We start from the raw sequence: 18,289 nt of genomic DNA on the forward strand, positions 1-18,289 counted from the left end.
TCCGAGCGCCCTAACAACTCTATCACCCGGTAGATCTCTTAAAGTGTAGACTATCAATATGAGGTTTAACTGACTTTTTAACAATTTGAAAGAATCTGGGGAACTTTTTAGAATCAAAACTGTTGCTGCATTGCCCCCAACCATCCATACAGGCCAAATAATGTATACCAAAGAGCACCTTCTACAGCTGGTTCAGATGACCATGCCGTTCGGTAAATATCAGGGAAAACGCATTTGCGACATTCCTGAAGAATACTTGCTCTGGATGCAAAAAAAGGGGTTCCCACAGGGGCGTCTGGGTGACTTGCTTGCTATGATGCTCGAGATACGGATTCATGGGGTCGAAGATGTCCTTCTCCCTCTCAAAAAAGCTTATCCGGCAAAGTTGATACAACCAGCAGCAAAAGGGAGCCATTGATCTATGGCCGCTCTCGGTATCCTTGAATGTGATGTTCTCTATGATGACCTTATCGGCGATTATGTGTCCTATGGCGTCATGTTGTCTGAACTTCTCGCCAGCATTGATCCAAACCTGAACTTCACTTTCTATCAGATTCATGACGGCGAGTTACCGTCAGCGGGGGAATGCGACGCCTACCTACTGACCGGCTCAAAGACCGGTGTTTACGACACCGACCACTGGATTCAGCCATTAATGGAATGGGTGCGCGAAGCCCACTCACGTAAAGAACGCATGCTCGGCATATGCTTTGGCCATCAGTTGTTGGCCCATGCATTGGGTGGCCACGCAGGCTTAAGCAACAAGGGTTGGGGCGTCGGTAATCATATGACGGAGATTGATCACCGCCCCATGTGGCTGAATGATGATCAGCCAGCCTATCAACTGATTTACAGTCATAAAGATCAGGTTTCTGCGCTACCAGAAGGGGCCCGTAGACTGGCGGGTAGTGACTTCTGCCAATACGCCGCCTGGTATAACAATGATCTGATCCTGAGCTTTCAAGGGCACCCGGAATTTACGCCCGAATACTTCAGAAGGTTACTGGAGCGCCGCCGCGAAGACGTTGGCGATGAGCGTTTAACTCAGGCAATGAATACTTTGGAACAACCGAATGACAGCAAAACCATCGCTCGCTGGATGACTGAATTTATTCACCTGCCGCGCGCTTAAGCGTGGTACCGATGGCTCTATTTTTACTGACGATTTTCTCGAGTCCTTATGCATTCAGCATTTAGTTCTCTCTGGACAGAAATTCGTAAGTATCAGTGAACGTCCTGCCAGGTCTGCTGATACCTGAGCACACACAATTCACTATGGATGAGGCTATCGAGTGTGCAGATCAGACAGGTTGTAAATGCTTACAGAAATTTCTTCACATACCAACAACTGGCCTTGATAGTAAGAGAGTTGTCATTAGCCCATTGAAGCCCGGTTTTAACAAGTTCTTCAGCTAACCCCTTTCCGCGCAAAGCGAACGGGACATAGGTGTGTGTAAAATTCACTTGATCACCTTTCAGTACGTAATCAAGCACACACTCTTTACCGTCCTGTTCAATCACGAAGCGGGACTTCTCTGATTCGTGGTTAACCATTATCTCGTTCCTTGTATGAAGTTGTTGATGGCAGCGAATCAGGCCTGTGGATCAGAATGCACCGCCAGCACCACAGATACCGGCCGGTAGCCCTCCAGTACCAGTGAGCCCGGGTAGCGATCACCGCCGTCGACACTGAATTCAAATTCGTAGCCTCGTACCAGCACAGGTCGCCCCTTAATAAACTTAAGACGCATACGTGCCAGCGACACAGTGTCATCGAGCAGCTGCAGATTCTCCTGCTGACACTGCTTCCGCAGATACCTGAGCGCCAGCACCCGCGCCGCCTGTTGCCGCTGAATTGCGGGCCAACCAAGCAAAGCCAGCCCGGCGAGTACCGCTATGATCAGTAATTCCACCCGTACCTCACCTCTGGGCCTGTGATACTATCCGCGCTGAGAGTAACACACCTGTATGACCCGTCAGTATTCCGGAGGTTTCCACCATGGCCAACCGCGCCTGCGCCTGCCATATTCTTGTCAAAACCCGTGAGGAAGCCGAATCTTTGCTGAAACAGCTCAACAAAGGGGCTGAGTTCGACAAGCTGGCGCGTAAACACTCCACCTGTCCGTCCGGCAAACAAGGCGGCTCACTGGGAGAGTTCGGTCGCAACGATATGGTGAAGCCCTTCGCCGATGCCGTCTTCAAAGGCCCCCTGTTAAAAGTACAAGGGCCGGTGAAAACCAAATTCGGCTGGCATCTGATCAAAACACTTTACCGTCAGTGAAGACGCTGACGCCCCTGAAAATACGGAGAACCCCATGATGACACCCGGTCTGTTTCACACTCTGACGGTCGCCGACACACAGCCCCAGGGCCTGTACCTGAGCGATGACAGCGGCGAGCGCGTGCTCCTGCCCAACCGTTTTGTGCCCGAGGGCATAGAAACCGGCAGTACGCTTGAAGTATTTATTTACCTGGATTCCGATGATCGTCTGATCGCTACGACACAGCGCCCGCGGGTACAGCTGAACCAGGCGGCCAGTTTGATGGTGAAAGACGTGAACCGTACCGGAGCGTTTCTCGACTGGGGCCTGCCGAAAGATCTGTTCGTTCCTTTTGCTGAGCAGAAGCAACGCATGGAAGCCGGGCAGTCGTACGTGGTCTACGTCACCAGCGACAATACCGGGCGTTTAATCGGCACTACACGTCTGAATCGCTTTATTAAAGACGAAGCAAGCGCGAACTGGCCGGGCGCTGCTGACCCATATCAGATGGGCGATAAGGTCAAGCTACTGATCGCGCAACGTACGGATATTGGCTACAAAGCCATCGTCGATAACACCTACTGGGGTGTGCTTCACAACAGCCAGATTCATAAAGCGATCCGCGTTGGACAGAAGACCGAGGGCTTTATCCGTCAGGTACGGGAAGACCAGCGTCTGGACCTGAGCCTCGAGCCCATTGGCCATCAGAGAGCCGATTCGCTATCAAAGCGCATCCTGCAGAAGCTCAAAGACTCCGGCGGCACTCTGGGCCTGAACGATTACAGCCCGGCAGAACTGATCGAAATGCACTTCGGTGTCAGCAAGCGTGCGTTTAAAATGGCCGTCGGCAAACTCTATAAAGAGCGGGAAATCGTGATTGAAGAGAATGGCATCCGGCTCGCCAGTGAGGAAGAGCGTAAGAAAGCCATCAAACATGTCGGTGGCAAGCCCGATGCTAAAAAGAACAAGCCCAAAGGCCAGAAAGCAAACAATCGCAAGCCTGAGAAGCATACCGCCCGGAAAGAACAGCCCAACGACAGTAAGGATGACAGCAGCTCATCTGCACCGCGCAAAAAGACGGTATACCGCAATCCCAAGAACGCATCAGGCAATACCCTGCGCCTGAAGAAGTAAGTCACTCAATTAAGGCCCCCGCGACAGGCACTCTGGCGTCTGTGGTGGGGGTTCAGACTCGTTTTCTGTGGCGAAAACGCGTATAGTCGCGGCCTTTGAATACGTCCCAAAATCTGCCTACGCAATTCAGGAAGTGCCTGTGATTTCTACCGCTAATATCACCATGCAGTTCGGTGCCAAACCGCTGTTCGAGAACATCTCTGTCAAATTCGGAGATGGCAACCGCTACGGCCTCATCGGTGCCAACGGTTGTGGAAAATCTACCTTCATGAAGATCCTCGATGGTTCACTGGAGCCAAGCGCGGGCAACGTCAGCGTATCACCCGGCGAGCGTCTGGGTAAGTTGCATCAGGATCAGTTCGCGTTTGAAGAATGCACCGTGATCGATACCGTAATGATGGGCAACAAAGAATTGTGGGCCATCAAAGAAGAGCGCGATGCAATCTACGCCAACCCGGAAGCCACCGAAGACGACTACATGCGCGCCGCTGAGCTTGAAGGCGAATTCGCAGAAATGGACGGCTACACCGCCGAAAGCCGTGCCGGCGAACTTCTGTTAGGCGCTGGCATTGAGACCGAACTTCATCAGGGTCCGATGTCTGAAGTCGCTCCCGGCTGGAAACTGCGTGTTCTGCTGGCGCAGGCGCTGTTCTCAAACCCGGACATCCTGCTGCTCGACGAACCGACCAACAACCTCGACATCAACACGATTCGTTGGCTGGAAGGCATCATCAATGACATGAAGTGCACCATGATCATCATCTCGCACGACCGTCACTTCCTGAACTCCGTGTGCACGCACATGGCCGACATTGATTACGGCGACATCAAGATTTATCCGGGCAACTACGACGACTTTATGATTGCCTCAACCGCAGCCCGCGAGCGTCTGCAATCAGAAAACGCCAAGAAGAAAGCTCAGATCGCTGAACTGCAGCAGTTTGTATCGCGCTTCTCGGCCAACGCGTCGAAAGCGAAGCAGGCTACCAGCCGCGCTAAGCAGATGGAAAAAATTAAGCTCGACGACATCAAGCCTTCGAGCCGTCAGAACCCGTATATCCGCTTCAATCAGGAGAAGAAACTCCACCGTCTGGCGCTGGAGGTCGAAGGTCTGGCACATTCGTACGATGGCGAAGCTCCACTATTCAAGAACACCAACCTGCTGATTGAAGCCGGTGAGAAAATCGCCGTGATCGGTGCCAACGGCGCTGGTAAGACGACTTTCCTCAAGTGTCTGGTCGATGACGTCACACCGACCGAGGGAACCATCAAGTGGGCTGAAAACGCCGACCTTGGCTACTACGCTCAGGATCACGAATACGAATTTGATATGGGCGGCAACCTTTACGACTGGATGGAGCAGTGGAAAACCGATAAGCACGACGATCAGGCCGTGCGCGGTACTCTTGGTCGCCTGTTATTCAACCAGGACGACATCAAGAAATCCGTCAAAGTGTGCTCAGGCGGTGAGAAGGGTCGCCTGCTTTTCGGTAAGCTGATGATGAACGACCATAACGTTCTGCTGATGGACGAACCGACCAACCACATGGACATGGAATCCATTGAGTCTCTGAACATGGCACTGGAGATGTACGAAGGCACCCTTATCTTCGTCTCCCACGACCGTGAGTTCGTGTCGTCACTGGCGACCCGTATTATCGAGATCCGCGACAACGAGATTGTCGACTTCCACGGCAGCTATGACGAGTACCTGAAGTCACTCGGTATCGAATAAGCCAACAGCTATTGAATAATGGTGACCCCGCAGCCGGCGGGGCCATCCTCCCCCGCTGTTATCTCTTTCTTTTTGCACTAAATATCATCTATCCAACTGAAACATGCCCTCAGTCAGTGCAGGCCTGCGTCCTCAGATGGCCGGAGTTCGTGGATTTCCGGCCACCTGTCTTTCATGACAGCTATATTTCACTGGTGGCTCGTATCTTGCTGCGTTGCTTATAAGCCAGCCGAATCAGGCGAATATTAATCAACTAAGCAAAGGATATAACCGTGAGAAGTCTGCTGTTCACACTTATGATTACTCTCATGCCCCTGACTGCTCCGACTCTTAGCTGGGGCCTCACGGATGCAGAAGCCATCAATGTATCAGGCCGTCAGCGTATGCTTTCACAACGTATGATGAAGGACTACCTGATGATCGGTGCCAACGTAAAAACTGAAACGGCACAGCGACAGCTGGATTCTGCCGTTGCACTGTTTGAAGAGCAGTTTCTGGCCCTGCGCGATTACGCTCCCAGTGATAAAATCAATGCGAAACTGGATGCCGTAGAGGAGATATGGCTCTCGCACCGGGTTAAAATCATCTCTACACCCGACAAGTCTCTTGTGCCGGAACTACTGAAAGAAAACCTGAATCTTCTCACTGCGTGTAATGATGTCGTGAAAGAGATCGAGAAGCACTCGGGCATTGCCAGTGGCCGCCTGGTCAATATGTCGGGCCGCCAGCGAATGCTATCCCAGAAAATCGCTAAGGCTTACATGGCGATGTACTGGAAGGTCGATGCTCCCGCTCTCGAAGAGGAGTTTAAGCAAGCGATTACCCTCTTCGATGAGTCACTGCTTGAGCTTCAGGCATCGAAGAAAAATGACGACCCACTCAATGATGCACTGAAGCGTGTACAGAATCAGTGGAAGTTTTCACAGTCAGGCTTTCAGCTCGGTGATCAGGGCCGGTTTGTTCCCACCGTGATTTCAGTAACCACCGAATCAATCCTGAAAAAGATGGACAAAATCACCGGCCAATACCAGGAACTGATGAATTCAGATCAGCTTCTCGCCGGATCAGACTGATCAAAGACAGCTTAAGTTGAGTCTGTCGCCCAGCTCGGGCGGCAGCACCAGCGCCCCCCCCAAGACCGAACACCTCCCCAAACAACACCGCGATCACTTCCCTCTTACTGAGTCTCCAGCATCGAAAGAATTTTGTGTAGAGTAGTTATTGCAAGAAGCAATAATGAACAGAGCATCATTTTATAAAGCGATGACATCATAGTGAGCTACTCTTAAACAGACGACGTGATAATCTGCCACAATGCGAGGCGATTCTCATTTTCATCGTAAAGCGAGTGGTATGCTCCCGTCGTTCGTATGTGGCTGAGCCGGATTACGATTGGAGCTACATAAATCATAGGGCATACCTGAGCGTTAGGTGTGCGTTAGACAACAGGATCTTTTATGCGCCCCGTCACCCGGGAAGAGTACCCGCTTGAAAACCTCCACAGAATCGTTTCCGGCGTCACTTTTTTCAAAGAGCTACTGAAGACTGATCCAGAACAATTCGAGTTATTGATGACGCAGGCGCGATTTGTGACCGCCGAGCAGAATGAAATTGTGCTGCATAAAGGTGATGGCGCAAACGTATTGTATTTTCTGCTGCGCGGTGAGCTCGACGTCATTGCCGATGATCACGCAGAAGAAGTCTTGGGCACAATCAACCCCGGCGAACCATTTGGTGTCATGGCAATGGTGCTGAATTTTAAGCGCTCAGCATCTATCCGGGTCTCGAGTAAGAACGCCCTGCTGGCAGGCATTGAGTTCGACCACTTCCGTCACAGCGACAGCGCCAGTATCTTCAGCCTGACAACTCGTATTACCTTCTTCCGCATGCTGAACAGCAATATCCGCTGGGCACTTGAGCGAAAAAAAATGGAATCACCGGACCACGCACTCGTACAACGCATCCGCTCTCTGCCTATCTATTCTGGCGAGAAGAATACAGCTGCCGAACTGCATGCATTGATGGAGCTTGCTCATCTTCAGGCAGAACTATTGCGCGACTGGAATGACGCCAGCCTGTCAGATAACTGATCTCACGTAACAGCCTCTGAGCTGGATCAATTTGTTCAGCAATTAGGACATATGTCTGCTTTCGCACCTATGGTGATGGGCATAGAATGAAGGTTCTCATGCCCTGAATAAGCGTCGCTCATGCCTGAATTTGTTTCCTGGATTCTGATTACACTCGCCGTGCTGGCGTTGATCGGAATTATCTTCGAAGAAGTTATTCACATTAATAAAGCCCAGTCGGTATTGTTCTTCGGCTCAATTTCCTGGGTCATTCTGTTTGCCGCCAGCATCGGGACACCGGAGCATCATAGGATTGAGGAAGGGCTGAAAGAAAACATCGGAGAAATTGCCGCACTCTGGCTGTTCCTCACCGCAGCGATGACCTTTGTCGCTTACCTTAATAAAAAGGGCTTGATCGAAAGCGCCATTTTCAAGGTGCTTCCGCAGCAAATATCCGAACGAAAACTGATGCTGCTCACTGGTTTATTTGCCTTTGTCTTCTCATCGCTCGCCGACAACATTACCGCGACACTGGTATCCGTCGCTCTCATTCTTTCGTTGCAATTACCTGCTCAGAAGACACTGAGGTTCGCCGCGATTGCTGTCTTTGCTGTGAATTCAGGCGGCGTGGCCATGATCACTGGCGACGTGACGACGTTGATGATATTTCTCGCCGATAAAGCAGAAATTACCAGCCTGCTGATGCTTTCTCTGCCAGCCTTCTGTGCCGTTCTCGTTCTGATCGCTCTGCTGATGTTACCGATGTCCGGCGAGGTGACTGTCACCAAAACATCGCACGACCTACAGCAGGTCGACATTGTCGTAGCGGGTATTTTCCTGCTGACGATCATGACTACCATTGCCTTCAATGTACTCTTCGATATTCCACCTGTACTTACCTTTCTGACCGGGCTGTCCATTATGTTCCTGGTCGCGAAAGGGATGGGAGAAGATACTGAGGATGATCCTATTATGGATTATATCCGTCGTATCGAATTCGATACCCTGATGTTCTTCCTCGGCATTCTTATGGTGGTCGGCGCGCTGAAAGAGATCCGAGCACTGGATTCGTTTGTTGCCGTCTATGAGTATCTTCCTGCGTGGCAGGCGAACTATCTGATGGGGCTGTTTTCATCCATTATCGATAACGTCCCTCTCACTGCTGCCCTGCTCAAATCAGACGTTGTGATGAGTCCAGCGGAGTGGTTGGCACTGACCTATGCCGTAGGAGTGGGTGGTTCACTGCTGATCATAGGTTCAGCCGCAGGCATTGTCGCAATGAGTAAGATTGAAGCATTAACGTTTGGCACTTATCTGAGATTTATCGTCGCTTTACTACTGGCATACACCCTGGGGTACGCTCTGACGATGGGGCTCGGCACCCTGATCTTCGCTCAAACCTGACGCCTTAACGGTTCTGTTCGTAGCGAATAGCCAACGATTGCAGGGCTCGCTCGTGAGACGCTTTCCAGTGTTTCATTTCGGCGGGTTCCTCGACGTCAGTCGGCCACTTAAGGCCATAGCCATTCGGTCTGAATAAAGGTGCAAACAAAGCGCAGGCAGTGAGATCAGCACGCGTAAATTCATCACCGACCAGATATCGGGTGTTCGCATATATCTGTCGCAATTCGTTCAGCAATTCATCCATGTCGTTCATTGCTTTGTGAGCACTGGTTTCGTTGATGTTCATCCAGCCACGTAAGGTATTCGAGAGCTTACGATAACCAACGTAAAACATCATGCTCACTACCAGGCTCTGTTTTGCAGTAAGCAAGGGCACGATTGCTCTCAGGAACGGCAACAGGAAATGATAATTAAACGTTCTGACAGCTGGGCCAGCGACCCGGTCCAGACGCTCTTCCCAAGCCCTGGCTTGCTCTGCCAGCGAAGGGTCTTTTGGCGTGAGTGAGCGTTCGGGGTATTTCGATTCGAGGTAATCAATAATCTCTGCACTGCCCTGCACTATCACTTTGCCGTCTTCAAGAACCGGCACCTGTGATCTTGAGGCCATCTGCAGAACCTTGCGCACATGAGGTCCAGGTACAAGATTAATTTTCCGGTATTTCAGCCCCTTAAAATCCAGCGCCCAGCGAACTTTTTCGCAGTAGTGCGACACCGGGAACTGATATAGCTTTATCATCGGACCTCCTCAGCGGGGTCCCGATGCACTCCGGACTTCCGCCTGAAATTGCTGCCAGCTCTCCACGATACCCGCAGCACTCTGTGGACTTTCTCCACTGAAAATATCTTCCGGGGACAGAACTGCTCCTTTGGCGACACACGCTTCCTTCACGATTCCAGTTGCCACCAGTTTTTTCCCCACGTAAAAATCGTGTCTGAAATATACGTACTTCTTATCCCACCCCAGAAGAGTGGTCTCCATATCCAGCCGGGCGAGAAAACCTACCGGGCGGATATAAATCATGTCCTGCGCGGCAATCAGACGCATCCCCGCAGGCCGCTTCAGTTCTTGTTTAAGCCCTCTCCAGAACTGAAACCTTCCTAATTCCATAAAACTCAGAAAGCGGAAATTTGGAAGATGGTTCCGCCAGCCCATATCATGCGGCTGGATGCGGTAACTCTGCCTGACCGTATCGCTCTTGCTATGCTGTGTCTGGCCGCTGAACAGCCAGAGAAGAAAAAAACGTATTAACAGATTCATGGCTTATCCTGTCAGGGCAAATAGAACTGCAGTTCTACCTCTGCGCCTTTAATTGTATCTTCGATCGGCATTTGCCTAGCCTCTTCTGATTCATCCCAGAGCAGTTTTCCGGAGAAGTTCAATGTCGACTCCTGCGGTATTTCCCGGAATACATCGGGGAGCACGCCGCGAGAAGAACCGTCACCTCCTATCGTCTCCCAGGACATCGAGGGCAAAGATAAATTCAGGGGCCTTTTGTCTTTATTTTTATTCTCTTCTTTTACTTTCGTTACTGTCTTCAGAAAAGTCTTTTCAGCCTCAGAACTCTCTTCTGATCCTGATACGCCTTCCGGATCAGAATTCTGATCTGACTTACTCTGAGCTGAAGTATCGTCGCTTGCCTCTGCCTCTGTCTGAGAGGCAGTCCCCATTTCAGACCATAAATTTGAGACTGGCTTTTCTCCACGCAGTATTTTTGCGGTCTGGTCCTCACACCCGGCCAGAAAGATCAGCGATACAATACTTATTACTGCAGACATCCTTATCCAGCAGCGCTTCGTTTTGCAAGTTTGCTTTCTGCTGTCTGTCATAGATAACGTCATAATATCATTCAGTCGTTTCCCTCCAAATAGCGCCCTGGCGCCATTTGAGGCTTAAAATGTCTACCGGTTCACATTCAGGAGAACATTCATTCATCAAACCCAGAACGGCCAGAATATCACCCTGGTAAATCAGCATGGGCCAGTCATCTCTGAGCCAGACCGGAACACCGTTTTCCTGCCACACGTTCTTCAATGTTTTCGTCTGTTGCCCTTCTCGGCGCAGAACTTTCGACGCACATTGCCGGGCGGGCAATACCGACCAGCCCTCAGGCAAGAGTCGACTATTTTCTAAGGGCGCGATGGTACCCCGCCCCCATGTCACCGGTATACAGTCGACACTATCTGGCGTCTTTTGTTCACTCCATGCATAAAGGTGCTGTTTGAAACGCTGTAGTACGACACCGTCAAACCGTAAGCTCGGCTGGCGGTCTGGCCCTGCGCTCAAGGCCTGTTCCAGCCAGTGCCAGACCTTCTTTCCCTGAGGTATGGGTAATCCATTTTTCTGAAGCCAATACCTGACCTGATGAAAACGCACCCGCGGAGACCGCTCATTAACTGCTTCGACAGAGAGGCAAAAGGGGGCAGTGGCCGGCCAGTTACATTCTGAGATCGCCTCATCTAATACCGGCGAGAGTAGATCCATCAATAACTGATGGTCAGCGGACAGGTGGTGTGTGGTTTCGATGAGGGTTGACTCAATAGACGGATACCGGGCCTGCAGTGACGGCAGTAAACTGTGCCTGATCCAGTTACGATCGAAGGTCTGATCCAGATTAGAATCATCTTCAATCCAACTCAGCCCTCTTGCGGCCAGGGCCAATTGCTCTCGCGTAAACCCCAACCACGGACGCACGACTGTGCGTTCATCGTCAGGGTGACGGGTCAGCTTACGACTGGGTGACATTCCTTTGAGTCCGGCCAAACCGCTGCCACGAAATAACCGCAGCAGTAGGGTTTCCGCCTGGTCAGAACCGTGATGTGCGGTCAGTAACAGAGCCTGGGGCGGGAGCAACTGCTGAAAAGCGGCGTAGCGGGCGTCCCGGGCAGCGGCTTCGGTTCCCTGCCCTTTGTATTCCAGCGTTACCTTCCGGCCGATGAAAGAAACACCACAGGCTTCACAGTGACGCTGGCATTCCTGCTGCCAGAGGTCTGAATCCGGGCTAAGGCCATGATTAACATGAATCGCCGTCACCCGTGAGCACCACTCTGGCCGGGAGGCAATGCAATCGAGCATCAGACGGGAGTCCATGCCGCCGCTCAACGCGAGATACACAGCCGTACCGGGGTATTCTGAGAATACCGGTGCGAGTGCCTCAGTTAACTCAATACGCAGCTGCTCAGCTGAAGACAAGCTCAACGGAGGCCTCGCCGAATTCGTATCTCAACTCCTGTAATAGCTCATCGGTTGGATTGATACGCCAACGATCATCGAGACGGATATCACAACTCGCAACTTCGTTGCGATAGTCCAGAACCACAGGGCAGCCGTTTTCTAAGGGTTGCAGTAGCTTAGCAAGGCGCTGACAGAAGGTATCGGGGTTGACCTCACCATCGACGCTGACACGAACTGAATTGGCGTAAGTGAGGCGAGCCTGGCTGATTTCCATAGCATTGCGCCCAGTAGCTTTCAGGCCGCCTGAGTAATCGTCGTGGCTGATCTGAGCTTCGACGACGAGCACCTTATCTTTAGCGACGACCTCGCGCACCTGTTCATAAACATCGGAGAAAAGTGCGACTTCCATCCGGCCAGAGCGGTCATCCAGAGTGACGAAGCACATATTGTCGCCGCGCTTATTCTTCATCACCCGCATATCAACCACCAGACCAGAGAGCTTCTGCGGTGCTTTGGCTTCCTGCAGGTGTGACAGGCGGGTCGGCACTAACTGGCGGACCTCTTTCTCATATTCATCGAATGGGTGACCCGTGACGAACAGACCGAGCGTATCTTTTTCGCCTTGTAAGCGCTCTTTCAGGCTCCAGTCACGCAGACGACGATGACGTTCATAAACATCGCCAGTGACGGCCTCTTCAGCTTCGACTTCACCAAACATGTCGAACATGCCGGCGGCTTCATTTGCGGCGCTCTGGTTAGCTGCCTTGATGGCATCTTCGATGCTGGCCATCAGCACCGAACGCGGTGCAGTGTACTCAAGACGGTCAAAGGCACCGCAACGCACCAGCGCCTCCATTACCCGTTTGTTGATTTTCTTCGGGTCAACCCGCTTGCAGAAATCAAACATGTCACGGAAAGGGCCGTCTTTACGGGCAGCAATAATGGCGTCAATCGGGCCTTCACCCACGCCCTTCACCGCGCCGAGACCATAAACGATGGCGTCGTCATCATTCACGGTAAAGCCGTACTGGCTCTGGTTTACGTCCGGTAGGATGAGCTCAATGCCCATCTCCCGACACTCTTCGATAAAGACCACCACCTTGTCGGTGGTCTGCATGTCCGAGGTCAGTACCGCCGCCATAAAGGGCGCTGGGAAGTGCTGTTTCAGCCACAGAGTCTGATAAGAAACGACAGCGTAAGCAGCGGAGTGAGACTTGTTGAAGCCGTAACCTGCAAATTTCTCTACCAGGTCGAAGATCTTCATCGCCAGATCCGGGTCTACCCCCACCGAGATAGCACCCTCACGAAAAGTATCCCGCTGTTTGGCCATCTCTTCTGGCTTTTTCTTACCCATGGCACGACGCAGCATGTCTGCGCCGCCCAGCGTGTAGCCCGCAAGGATCTGGGCGATCTGCATCACCTGTTCCTGATAGACGATAACGCCGTAAGTCGGCTCAAGCGTTTCTTTTAGGGTTTCATGTTGGAAATCCGGGTGTGGATAGGCGACTTCGGCACGACCGTGCTTACGGTTAATAAAGTCGTCCACCATGCCGGATTCCAGCGGCCCCGGACGGAACAGGGCCACCAGTGCGATCATGTCTTCGATGTTATCCGGCTGGAGACGGCGGATCAGATCTTTCATCCCGCGCGATTCGAGCTGGAATACCGCGGTGGTTTTGGCTTCTTTCAGCAGCTTGTAGGAGGGCTCGTCATCGAGTGGAATCATATTGATGTCCACCGGCTCCAACCCTTTTTCCGCTTGCTTGCGGTTAATGGTTTCGAGCGCCCAGTCGATGATGGTCAGGGTCCGCAGACCCAGGAAGTCGAACTTCACCAGGCCGGCTTCTTCCACGTCGTTCTTATCAAACTGAGTCACCAGACCGGTACCGTCTGGTTCACAGGCTGTCGCCGAGAAGTCGGTCAATTTAGTCGGTGCGATCACCACACCACCAGCATGTTTACCGGTCTGACGGGCAATCCCCTCAAGCTTGAGGGCCATTTCCCAGATTTCCTGGGCTTCTTCGTCTTCGTCGAGGAATTCTTTCAGCAGGGCTTCGGTCGACAAAGCTTTCTCCAGCGTCATGCCCGGATCACCCGGAATCAGCTTAGAGAGCTTATCGGCCAAACCAAACGACTTGCCCTGAGCACGGGCCACGTCACGCACTACCGCCTTCGCCGCCATGGTGCCGAAGGTTACGATCTGAGACACCGCCTCACGGCCGTAGTTGTCGGCCACGTACTGAATCACCTTCTCACGATCTTCCATACAGAAGTCGATATCGAAGTCAGGCATGGAGACACGTTCCGGGTTCAGGAATCGTTCGAACAGCAGGTCGTATTCGAGCGGATCAAGGTCGGTAATTTTCTGCGCGTAGGCCACCAACGAGCCCGCACCGGAACCCCGCCCCGGGCCAACCGGAATATCGTGATCTTTGGCCCACTGAATAAAGTCCATTACGATCAGGAAATAACCGGGGAATCCCATCTGAATAATAATATCCAGCTCGAACTTCAGACGGTCATCGTAAGGTTTGCGCTTTTCGGCGTATTCCGGTGAGTCTTTAGGTATCCCAGCCAGAATGACGTCCAGGCGCTCATTCAGACCTACCTCAGAAATCTTGCGGAAAAAGTCGTCCTCGTTCATACCTTCCGGAATCGGATAGTCCGGCAAGTAGTAGGTGCCCAGTTCGACTTCTACCGAACACCGCTTGGCAATCTCCACGGTGTTTTCAATGGCGGACGGAATATCACTGAACAGCGACTCCATTTCTTCGCCCGAGCGGAAATACTGCTGCTCACTGTATTCACGTGGACGACGTGGATCGTCCAACGCAAAGCCCTGACCAATAGACACACGGGTTTCGTGAGCTTCAAAGTCATCGGCTTTGATAAAACGTACGTCATTGGTGGCGACAAGGGGTACATCCAGCTTACTGGCCATCGCCATGCCCGCGCGGACAATATTTTCATCGCCCTCACGCCCAGTGCGCTGGACCTCAAAATAGAAGCGATCCGGGAAATGCGCCATATACTCTTCGACCAGAGCCTCAGCCGCTTCAAGCTTACCTTTAATGATCCGCTGACCAACATCGCCATCACGTCCACCCGATAACAGAATCAGACCGGCTGACTGTTCGAATAGCCATTCTTTTCGAACAATGGCTTTATCAAAGTGCTGATTCTGGCTGTACCCACGAGACACCAGCTCACGGAGATTTTTGTACCCATCATCATTGATACATAAAGCGCAGACGCGGAAAGGCGCCGTCTGGTCATCGGGGTTTTCCAGCCAGAGGTCCGCGCCCAGAATCGGTTTAAGGCCTGCTCCCAATGCGGTTTTGTAGAATTTAACCAGCGCATAGGTATTGGCCTGATCCGTTAAAGCAACCGCCGGCATGCCCGCATCTGCGGCTGCCTGAACCAGTTTTTTTACACGAATTGTACTGTCGTAAAGCGAGTACTCGGAGTGAACTCTGAGATGAACAAAGCGACCGGCCATGTTGCCCCCTGTTAATGATCGGGAGATTGTACCGGTTTTCTCTGAACGCCAAAACAGACGTCCTTTGACCTGAGCGGCCCATATGCCTATATTGGCCGCCCCCTGCAAAGGGGAAACAACCATTCTCGGGGCGGGGTGCAATTCCCCACCGGCGGTATAGCCCGCGAGCGCCTGTTAAACAGGGTCAGCAGATCTGGTGAGATTCCAGAGCCGACGGTCACAGTCCGGATATGAGAGAGAGACGATATGAGTACTACGTTTGACCCAAGCAAAGCCCGCTTTGCCTTTATCCATGCCAGCTGGCATACCGACATTGTTCTGAAGTGCCTGGACGGTTTCCGTGAAGGTCTGGCAGAACGCGGTTACAACACCGACAACATCGATGTTGTTGCCGTACCCGGCGCTTATGAAATCCCACTGCAAGCCAAGCTTCTGGCAAAAACCGGTCGCTATGACGCGGTTGCCTGCAGCGCATTAGTGGTGGATGGTGGCATTTATCGCCATGACTTCGTGGCCAATGCCGTCTGTCAGGGGCTGATGCAAGTGCAACTGGAGACCGAAGTGCCGGTACTGACCGCAGTGCTGACACCACATAACTTCCACGAGCACGACGAGCACAAGCAATACTACACTCGCCACTTCGTGGTGAAAGGTCAGGAATTGGCCAATGCCGCCGATGGCTCTCTGCGCGCTAAGGCAGCGATCGCCTGAAGAAACACTCGTTTGTTCGGGTATGTTGAGTGACGCCAATCAAACAGCGCTCACTCAACACCTTTTCTTACCATTACTGAACCACAAACGTCGATAATTCAACGGTGACCCAGCACAGACTGAAAGCGCCGGATTCGCTGGCACTCACTGGCAATATCGTCACACACATCGCGGAGGTCAGCCTCAGAATGCGAGTGAGCTTGGGGGATGTTGTCGACTGTTGTACCGGTTGCTTCGGAGTGAAGTACTTCAATGGAAGCATCGTTCGCCGAAAAACGACACGGTCCACACAGATTACGTACCAGGTTGGCACATAAGTGCTTCAGGTGATGCTCTATCTGAGGTTCTGAATGACTACTCACTGTTCATACCTTCACGTGTGGGGCTCGTTCTTTTAACCATAGCGGCTATCCTGATTTCTGCCCGTCACACTGAACTGTCATACTCGCCTTTCGGCCCGTATAATGACTTCGATCACATAATGACCAATATCCTAGGGTCATTGCTTAATCGCACATCATCCCATTCATGACTTTTTATCATATTCGACATGGCCAAAAAACGCAGAGATATCCCCAACTATCAGCAGCCCATCATTGAAACGCACTTTCATCTGGACTATCTGAAGGAACAACCGGCATCAGACATCCTGCAGCAGGGTCGTGATATTGGTGTCGAGCGCTTTATGACAATCGCTGTCGCGCCAGAGAACATGGGGCAAGTACTGGCTTTAACAGAAGAGCACCACGACGTTTATGGCACACTGGGAGTGCACCCGCACGATGCGGAAAAGTACACCGAAGAAACTGGCAGCTTTGTTCGGGAGCATTGTCAACGCGAGAAGATTGTCGCCATAGGTGAAATTGGTCTCGACTATTTTTACGACAACAGTGACCGTGCCGTGCAGCGCAAGGTCTTTGCTGAGCAGCTTCAGATCGCTGTCGATACCGGCCTGCCAGTCGTCATCCACACGCGTGAAGCCGACGACGACACCATGGCGCTACTGCGTGAATACGCCCCCCAGATGAACCGCAAAGGCGTGGTTCACAGCTTCACCAGTGGCATGGAACTGGCCCAGTTGGCGGTTGAGCTGGGCTTCTGCCTGGGAATCAACGGCATCGTTACCTTTAATAAGGCAGACAACGTTCGCGAGGTCGTTGCCGCCACCCCTATGAGCCGGCTGCTTCTGGAGACTGACTCTCCGTTTCTGACTCCGGTCCCATACCGTGGGACAGAAAATGCGCCCAAATATCTGCCCTTTATCGCAGAGAAAATCGCCGAGGTGAAAGATCTCTCTGTTGAAGAAGTTCTCAGCGCTTCTTACGATAATTCGTTACGTACCTTCTTTAACTGATAGGCACCAGCTCCCGCAACAAGTAGAGCGACAATCCTTGCAAACGGCCTGACCTGTCGTCATTCTGAGCGATTAACTCACTGACGACAGACTCAGGAACAGGGAATGGCACTACAGAACTGGTTCGGCCGTGGATGGCTTGCGTTGGCTTTTGCAACCATCTACATCATTTCGCAAGCCACTATTGCATCAACCTTGCACAGTGCAAATGCATCGCATCTTCTGTTCGCATTCCAGTTTACTTACGATGCGGCCAGCTTCAGGGAACTGTTAGCGTCGATCAGTGCCGTACAACAAGCCGGTCTTCAGGCGCATTTCACTTACGATCATATCCACCCTCTCTGGTATGGCGGCCTGATTGTGACCCTGACGGCCTGGTTACTTAAGAAGAATGACTTGGGTGGGCGCTGGAATCTTCTGATTATTTTCGGTGTTATTCCCTCACTGATGGATATCATCGAGAACAGTATTCACGAGCCACTGCTGTTTGAAACAGCCATTCCCACTGACCCTGCTGTTACCATCGCAGCGATCTGCGCTACCATTAAATGGTCCATGGCATTGGGCTATCTGCTGATGGCCATCACCCTTGGGGTACGAGCAGCGATTCAAGCGAAGAATGAAAAAACGAGCTAGTAAGCAAGAGATTCGTGACAGCCTGAAACAGGATATCGAGCGATACCTGAGCGATGGTGGTGAAGTCCACGAATTTGAACGCGGAGAGAGTGGCCTGGTTGATGGCCGCTACAACGAACAGGCCATGTCGTTTGAAAAACGACAGGAGCGTACCCCTGTGTCTGACGTTCTGCGCGCTATTGATGAACGCCGTGATGCCCGACGCAAACCCCAGAAGAAAATCACAGAAAAACGCTCGTCCGGCCCAAAAAAGAAAGTCATATACGACGACTTCGGTGAACCTTTACGGGTTGTCTGGGAAGACTGACCTCAGG

General features: G+C 52.0%; 20 protein-coding genes and 1 riboswitch. Of the genes, 12 read left to right on the top strand and 8 right to left on the bottom strand.

All coding sequences use genetic code 11. The annotated features are described in order from the left end of the window. Nucleotides 1-160: 160 nt before the first annotated feature. Both B2067_RS05895 and B2067_RS05900 read left to right on the top strand, forming a co-directional pair. Nucleotides 161-418, top strand: a complete 258-nt coding sequence (locus B2067_RS05895; protein WP_301378051.1) for a DUF3820 family protein — start codon at nt 161-163, stop codon at nt 416-418. A gap of 3 nt (nt 419-421) precedes the next feature. After that, nucleotides 422-1,132: a glutamine amidotransferase-related protein gene (locus B2067_RS05900; RefSeq protein ID WP_301378050.1), complete on the top strand. Its 711-nt coding sequence runs from the start codon at nt 422-424 to the stop codon at nt 1,130-1,132. A gap of 188 nt (nt 1,133-1,320) precedes the next feature. On the opposite strand, the gene B2067_RS05905 is transcribed toward B2067_RS05900, so the two are convergent. Both B2067_RS05905 and B2067_RS05910 read right to left on the bottom strand, forming a co-directional pair. After that, nucleotides 1,321-1,554, bottom strand: coding sequence for a GNAT family N-acetyltransferase (locus B2067_RS05905; protein ID WP_068435737.1), 234 nt, complete (start codon nt 1,552-1,554; stop codon nt 1,321-1,323). 38 nt (nt 1,555-1,592) lie between these two features. Next, nucleotides 1,593-1,913: a DUF3301 domain-containing protein gene (locus tag B2067_RS05910; protein WP_301387779.1), complete on the bottom strand. Its 321-nt coding sequence runs from the start codon at nt 1,911-1,913 to the stop codon at nt 1,593-1,595. A gap of 86 nt (nt 1,914-1,999) precedes the next feature. On the opposite strand from B2067_RS05910, the gene B2067_RS05915 reads away from it, so the two are divergent. The 6 genes from B2067_RS05915 to nhaD all read left to right on the top strand — a co-directional run bounded on the left by B2067_RS05915 (nt 2,000) and on the right by nhaD (nt 8,603). Next, complete coding sequence (locus tag B2067_RS05915; protein ID WP_068435553.1) at nt 2,000-2,281, top strand: peptidylprolyl isomerase; 282 nt, start codon at nt 2,000-2,002, stop codon at nt 2,279-2,281. Nucleotides 2,282-2,315: 34 nt separating this feature from the next. Continuing rightward, nucleotides 2,316-3,395: a CvfB family protein gene (locus B2067_RS05920; RefSeq protein WP_301387780.1), complete on the top strand. Its 1,080-nt coding sequence runs from the start codon at nt 2,316-2,318 to the stop codon at nt 3,393-3,395. Nucleotides 3,396-3,534: 139 nt separating this feature from the next. Beyond that, entirely contained in the window at nt 3,535-5,130 is a 1,596-nt protein-coding gene (locus B2067_RS05925) for an ABC-F family ATPase (protein ID WP_068435761.1), read from the top strand. A 272-nt stretch (nt 5,131-5,402) separates the two neighbouring features. Next, nucleotides 5,403-6,203, top strand: coding sequence for a type IV pili methyl-accepting chemotaxis transducer N-terminal domain-containing protein (locus B2067_RS05930; RefSeq protein ID WP_297534044.1), 801 nt, complete (start codon nt 5,403-5,405; stop codon nt 6,201-6,203). A gap of 384 nt (nt 6,204-6,587) precedes the next feature. Then, the gene (locus B2067_RS05935; RefSeq protein ID WP_301378048.1) at nt 6,588-7,220 is read left to right on the top strand and encodes a cyclic nucleotide-binding domain-containing protein; all 633 of its coding nucleotides are present in this window, start codon (nt 6,588-6,590) and stop codon (nt 7,218-7,220) included. A gap of 120 nt (nt 7,221-7,340) precedes the next feature. Further along, on the top strand, nt 7,341-8,603 hold the full coding sequence (gene nhaD, locus B2067_RS05940; RefSeq protein WP_301378047.1) for a sodium:proton antiporter NhaD: 1,263 nt from the start codon (nt 7,341-7,343) through the stop codon (nt 8,601-8,603). A gap of 4 nt (nt 8,604-8,607) precedes the next feature. On the opposite strand, the gene B2067_RS05945 is transcribed toward nhaD, so the two are convergent. From B2067_RS05945 to dnaE, 5 genes are read right to left on the bottom strand one after another with little or no spacing between them, the layout of a single operon-like run. Next, nucleotides 8,608-9,339: a glutathione S-transferase family protein gene (locus B2067_RS05945; protein ID WP_301387781.1), complete on the bottom strand. Its 732-nt coding sequence runs from the start codon at nt 9,337-9,339 to the stop codon at nt 8,608-8,610. Between the two features lie 9 nt (nt 9,340-9,348). Further along, nucleotides 9,349-9,861 carry an acyl-CoA thioesterase gene (locus tag B2067_RS05950; RefSeq protein ID WP_297534039.1) on the bottom strand — a complete coding sequence of 171 codons (513 nt, stop codon included), beginning with the start codon at nt 9,859-9,861 and terminating at the stop codon, nt 9,349-9,351. Nucleotides 9,862-9,872: 11 nt separating this feature from the next. Continuing rightward, a complete protein-coding gene (locus B2067_RS05955; RefSeq protein ID WP_301378046.1) occupies nt 9,873-10,430 on the bottom strand; it encodes a hypothetical protein in 558 nt (185 codons plus the stop codon). 16 nt (nt 10,431-10,446) lie between these two features. Beyond that, entirely contained in the window at nt 10,447-11,799 is a 1,353-nt protein-coding gene (tilS, locus tag B2067_RS05960; protein WP_301378045.1) for a tRNA lysidine(34) synthetase TilS, read from the bottom strand. Next, entirely contained in the window at nt 11,780-15,274 is a 3,495-nt protein-coding gene (gene dnaE / locus B2067_RS05965; RefSeq protein ID WP_301378044.1) for a DNA polymerase III subunit alpha, read from the bottom strand. The genes tilS and dnaE overlap by 20 nt, the downstream gene beginning before the upstream one ends. Before the next feature lie 117 nt (nt 15,275-15,391). Further along, a riboswitch (FMN riboswitch) is annotated at nt 15,392-15,518 on the top strand. 2 nt (nt 15,519-15,520) lie between these two features. Here dnaE and B2067_RS05970 point away from each other — a divergent pair. After that, nucleotides 15,521-15,985 carry a 6,7-dimethyl-8-ribityllumazine synthase gene (locus B2067_RS05970; RefSeq protein ID WP_301378043.1) on the top strand — a complete coding sequence of 155 codons (465 nt, stop codon included), beginning with the start codon at nt 15,521-15,523 and terminating at the stop codon, nt 15,983-15,985. 98 nt (nt 15,986-16,083) lie between these two features. Here B2067_RS05970 and B2067_RS05975 read toward each other — a convergent pair whose 3' ends face one another. Continuing rightward, nucleotides 16,084-16,347 carry a hypothetical protein gene (locus tag B2067_RS05975; RefSeq protein WP_301378042.1) on the bottom strand — a complete coding sequence of 88 codons (264 nt, stop codon included), beginning with the start codon at nt 16,345-16,347 and terminating at the stop codon, nt 16,084-16,086. A 188-nt stretch (nt 16,348-16,535) separates the two neighbouring features. On the opposite strand from B2067_RS05975, the gene B2067_RS05980 reads away from it, so the two are divergent. The 3 genes from B2067_RS05980 (at nt 16,536) to B2067_RS05990 (ending at nt 18,282) form a co-directional block, all read left to right on the top strand. Beyond that, complete coding sequence (locus tag B2067_RS05980) at nt 16,536-17,339, top strand: TatD family hydrolase (RefSeq protein ID WP_297534029.1); 804 nt, start codon at nt 16,536-16,538, stop codon at nt 17,337-17,339. Between the two features lie 105 nt (nt 17,340-17,444). Then, a complete protein-coding gene (locus B2067_RS05985) occupies nt 17,445-17,975 on the top strand; it encodes a hypothetical protein (RefSeq protein ID WP_273089357.1) in 531 nt (176 codons plus the stop codon). Then, complete coding sequence (locus B2067_RS05990; RefSeq protein ID WP_273089354.1) at nt 17,959-18,282, top strand: hypothetical protein; 324 nt, start codon at nt 17,959-17,961, stop codon at nt 18,280-18,282. Before B2067_RS05985 ends, B2067_RS05990 begins: the two co-directional genes overlap by 17 nt. Nucleotides 18,283-18,289: the final 7 nt, after the last annotated feature.

The sequence above is a fragment of the Thalassolituus sp. UBA2590 genome (assembly GCF_002339775.1).
In the GTDB taxonomy this organism is placed as follows: Bacteria; Pseudomonadota; Gammaproteobacteria; order Pseudomonadales; family Oceanobacteraceae; genus Thalassolituus.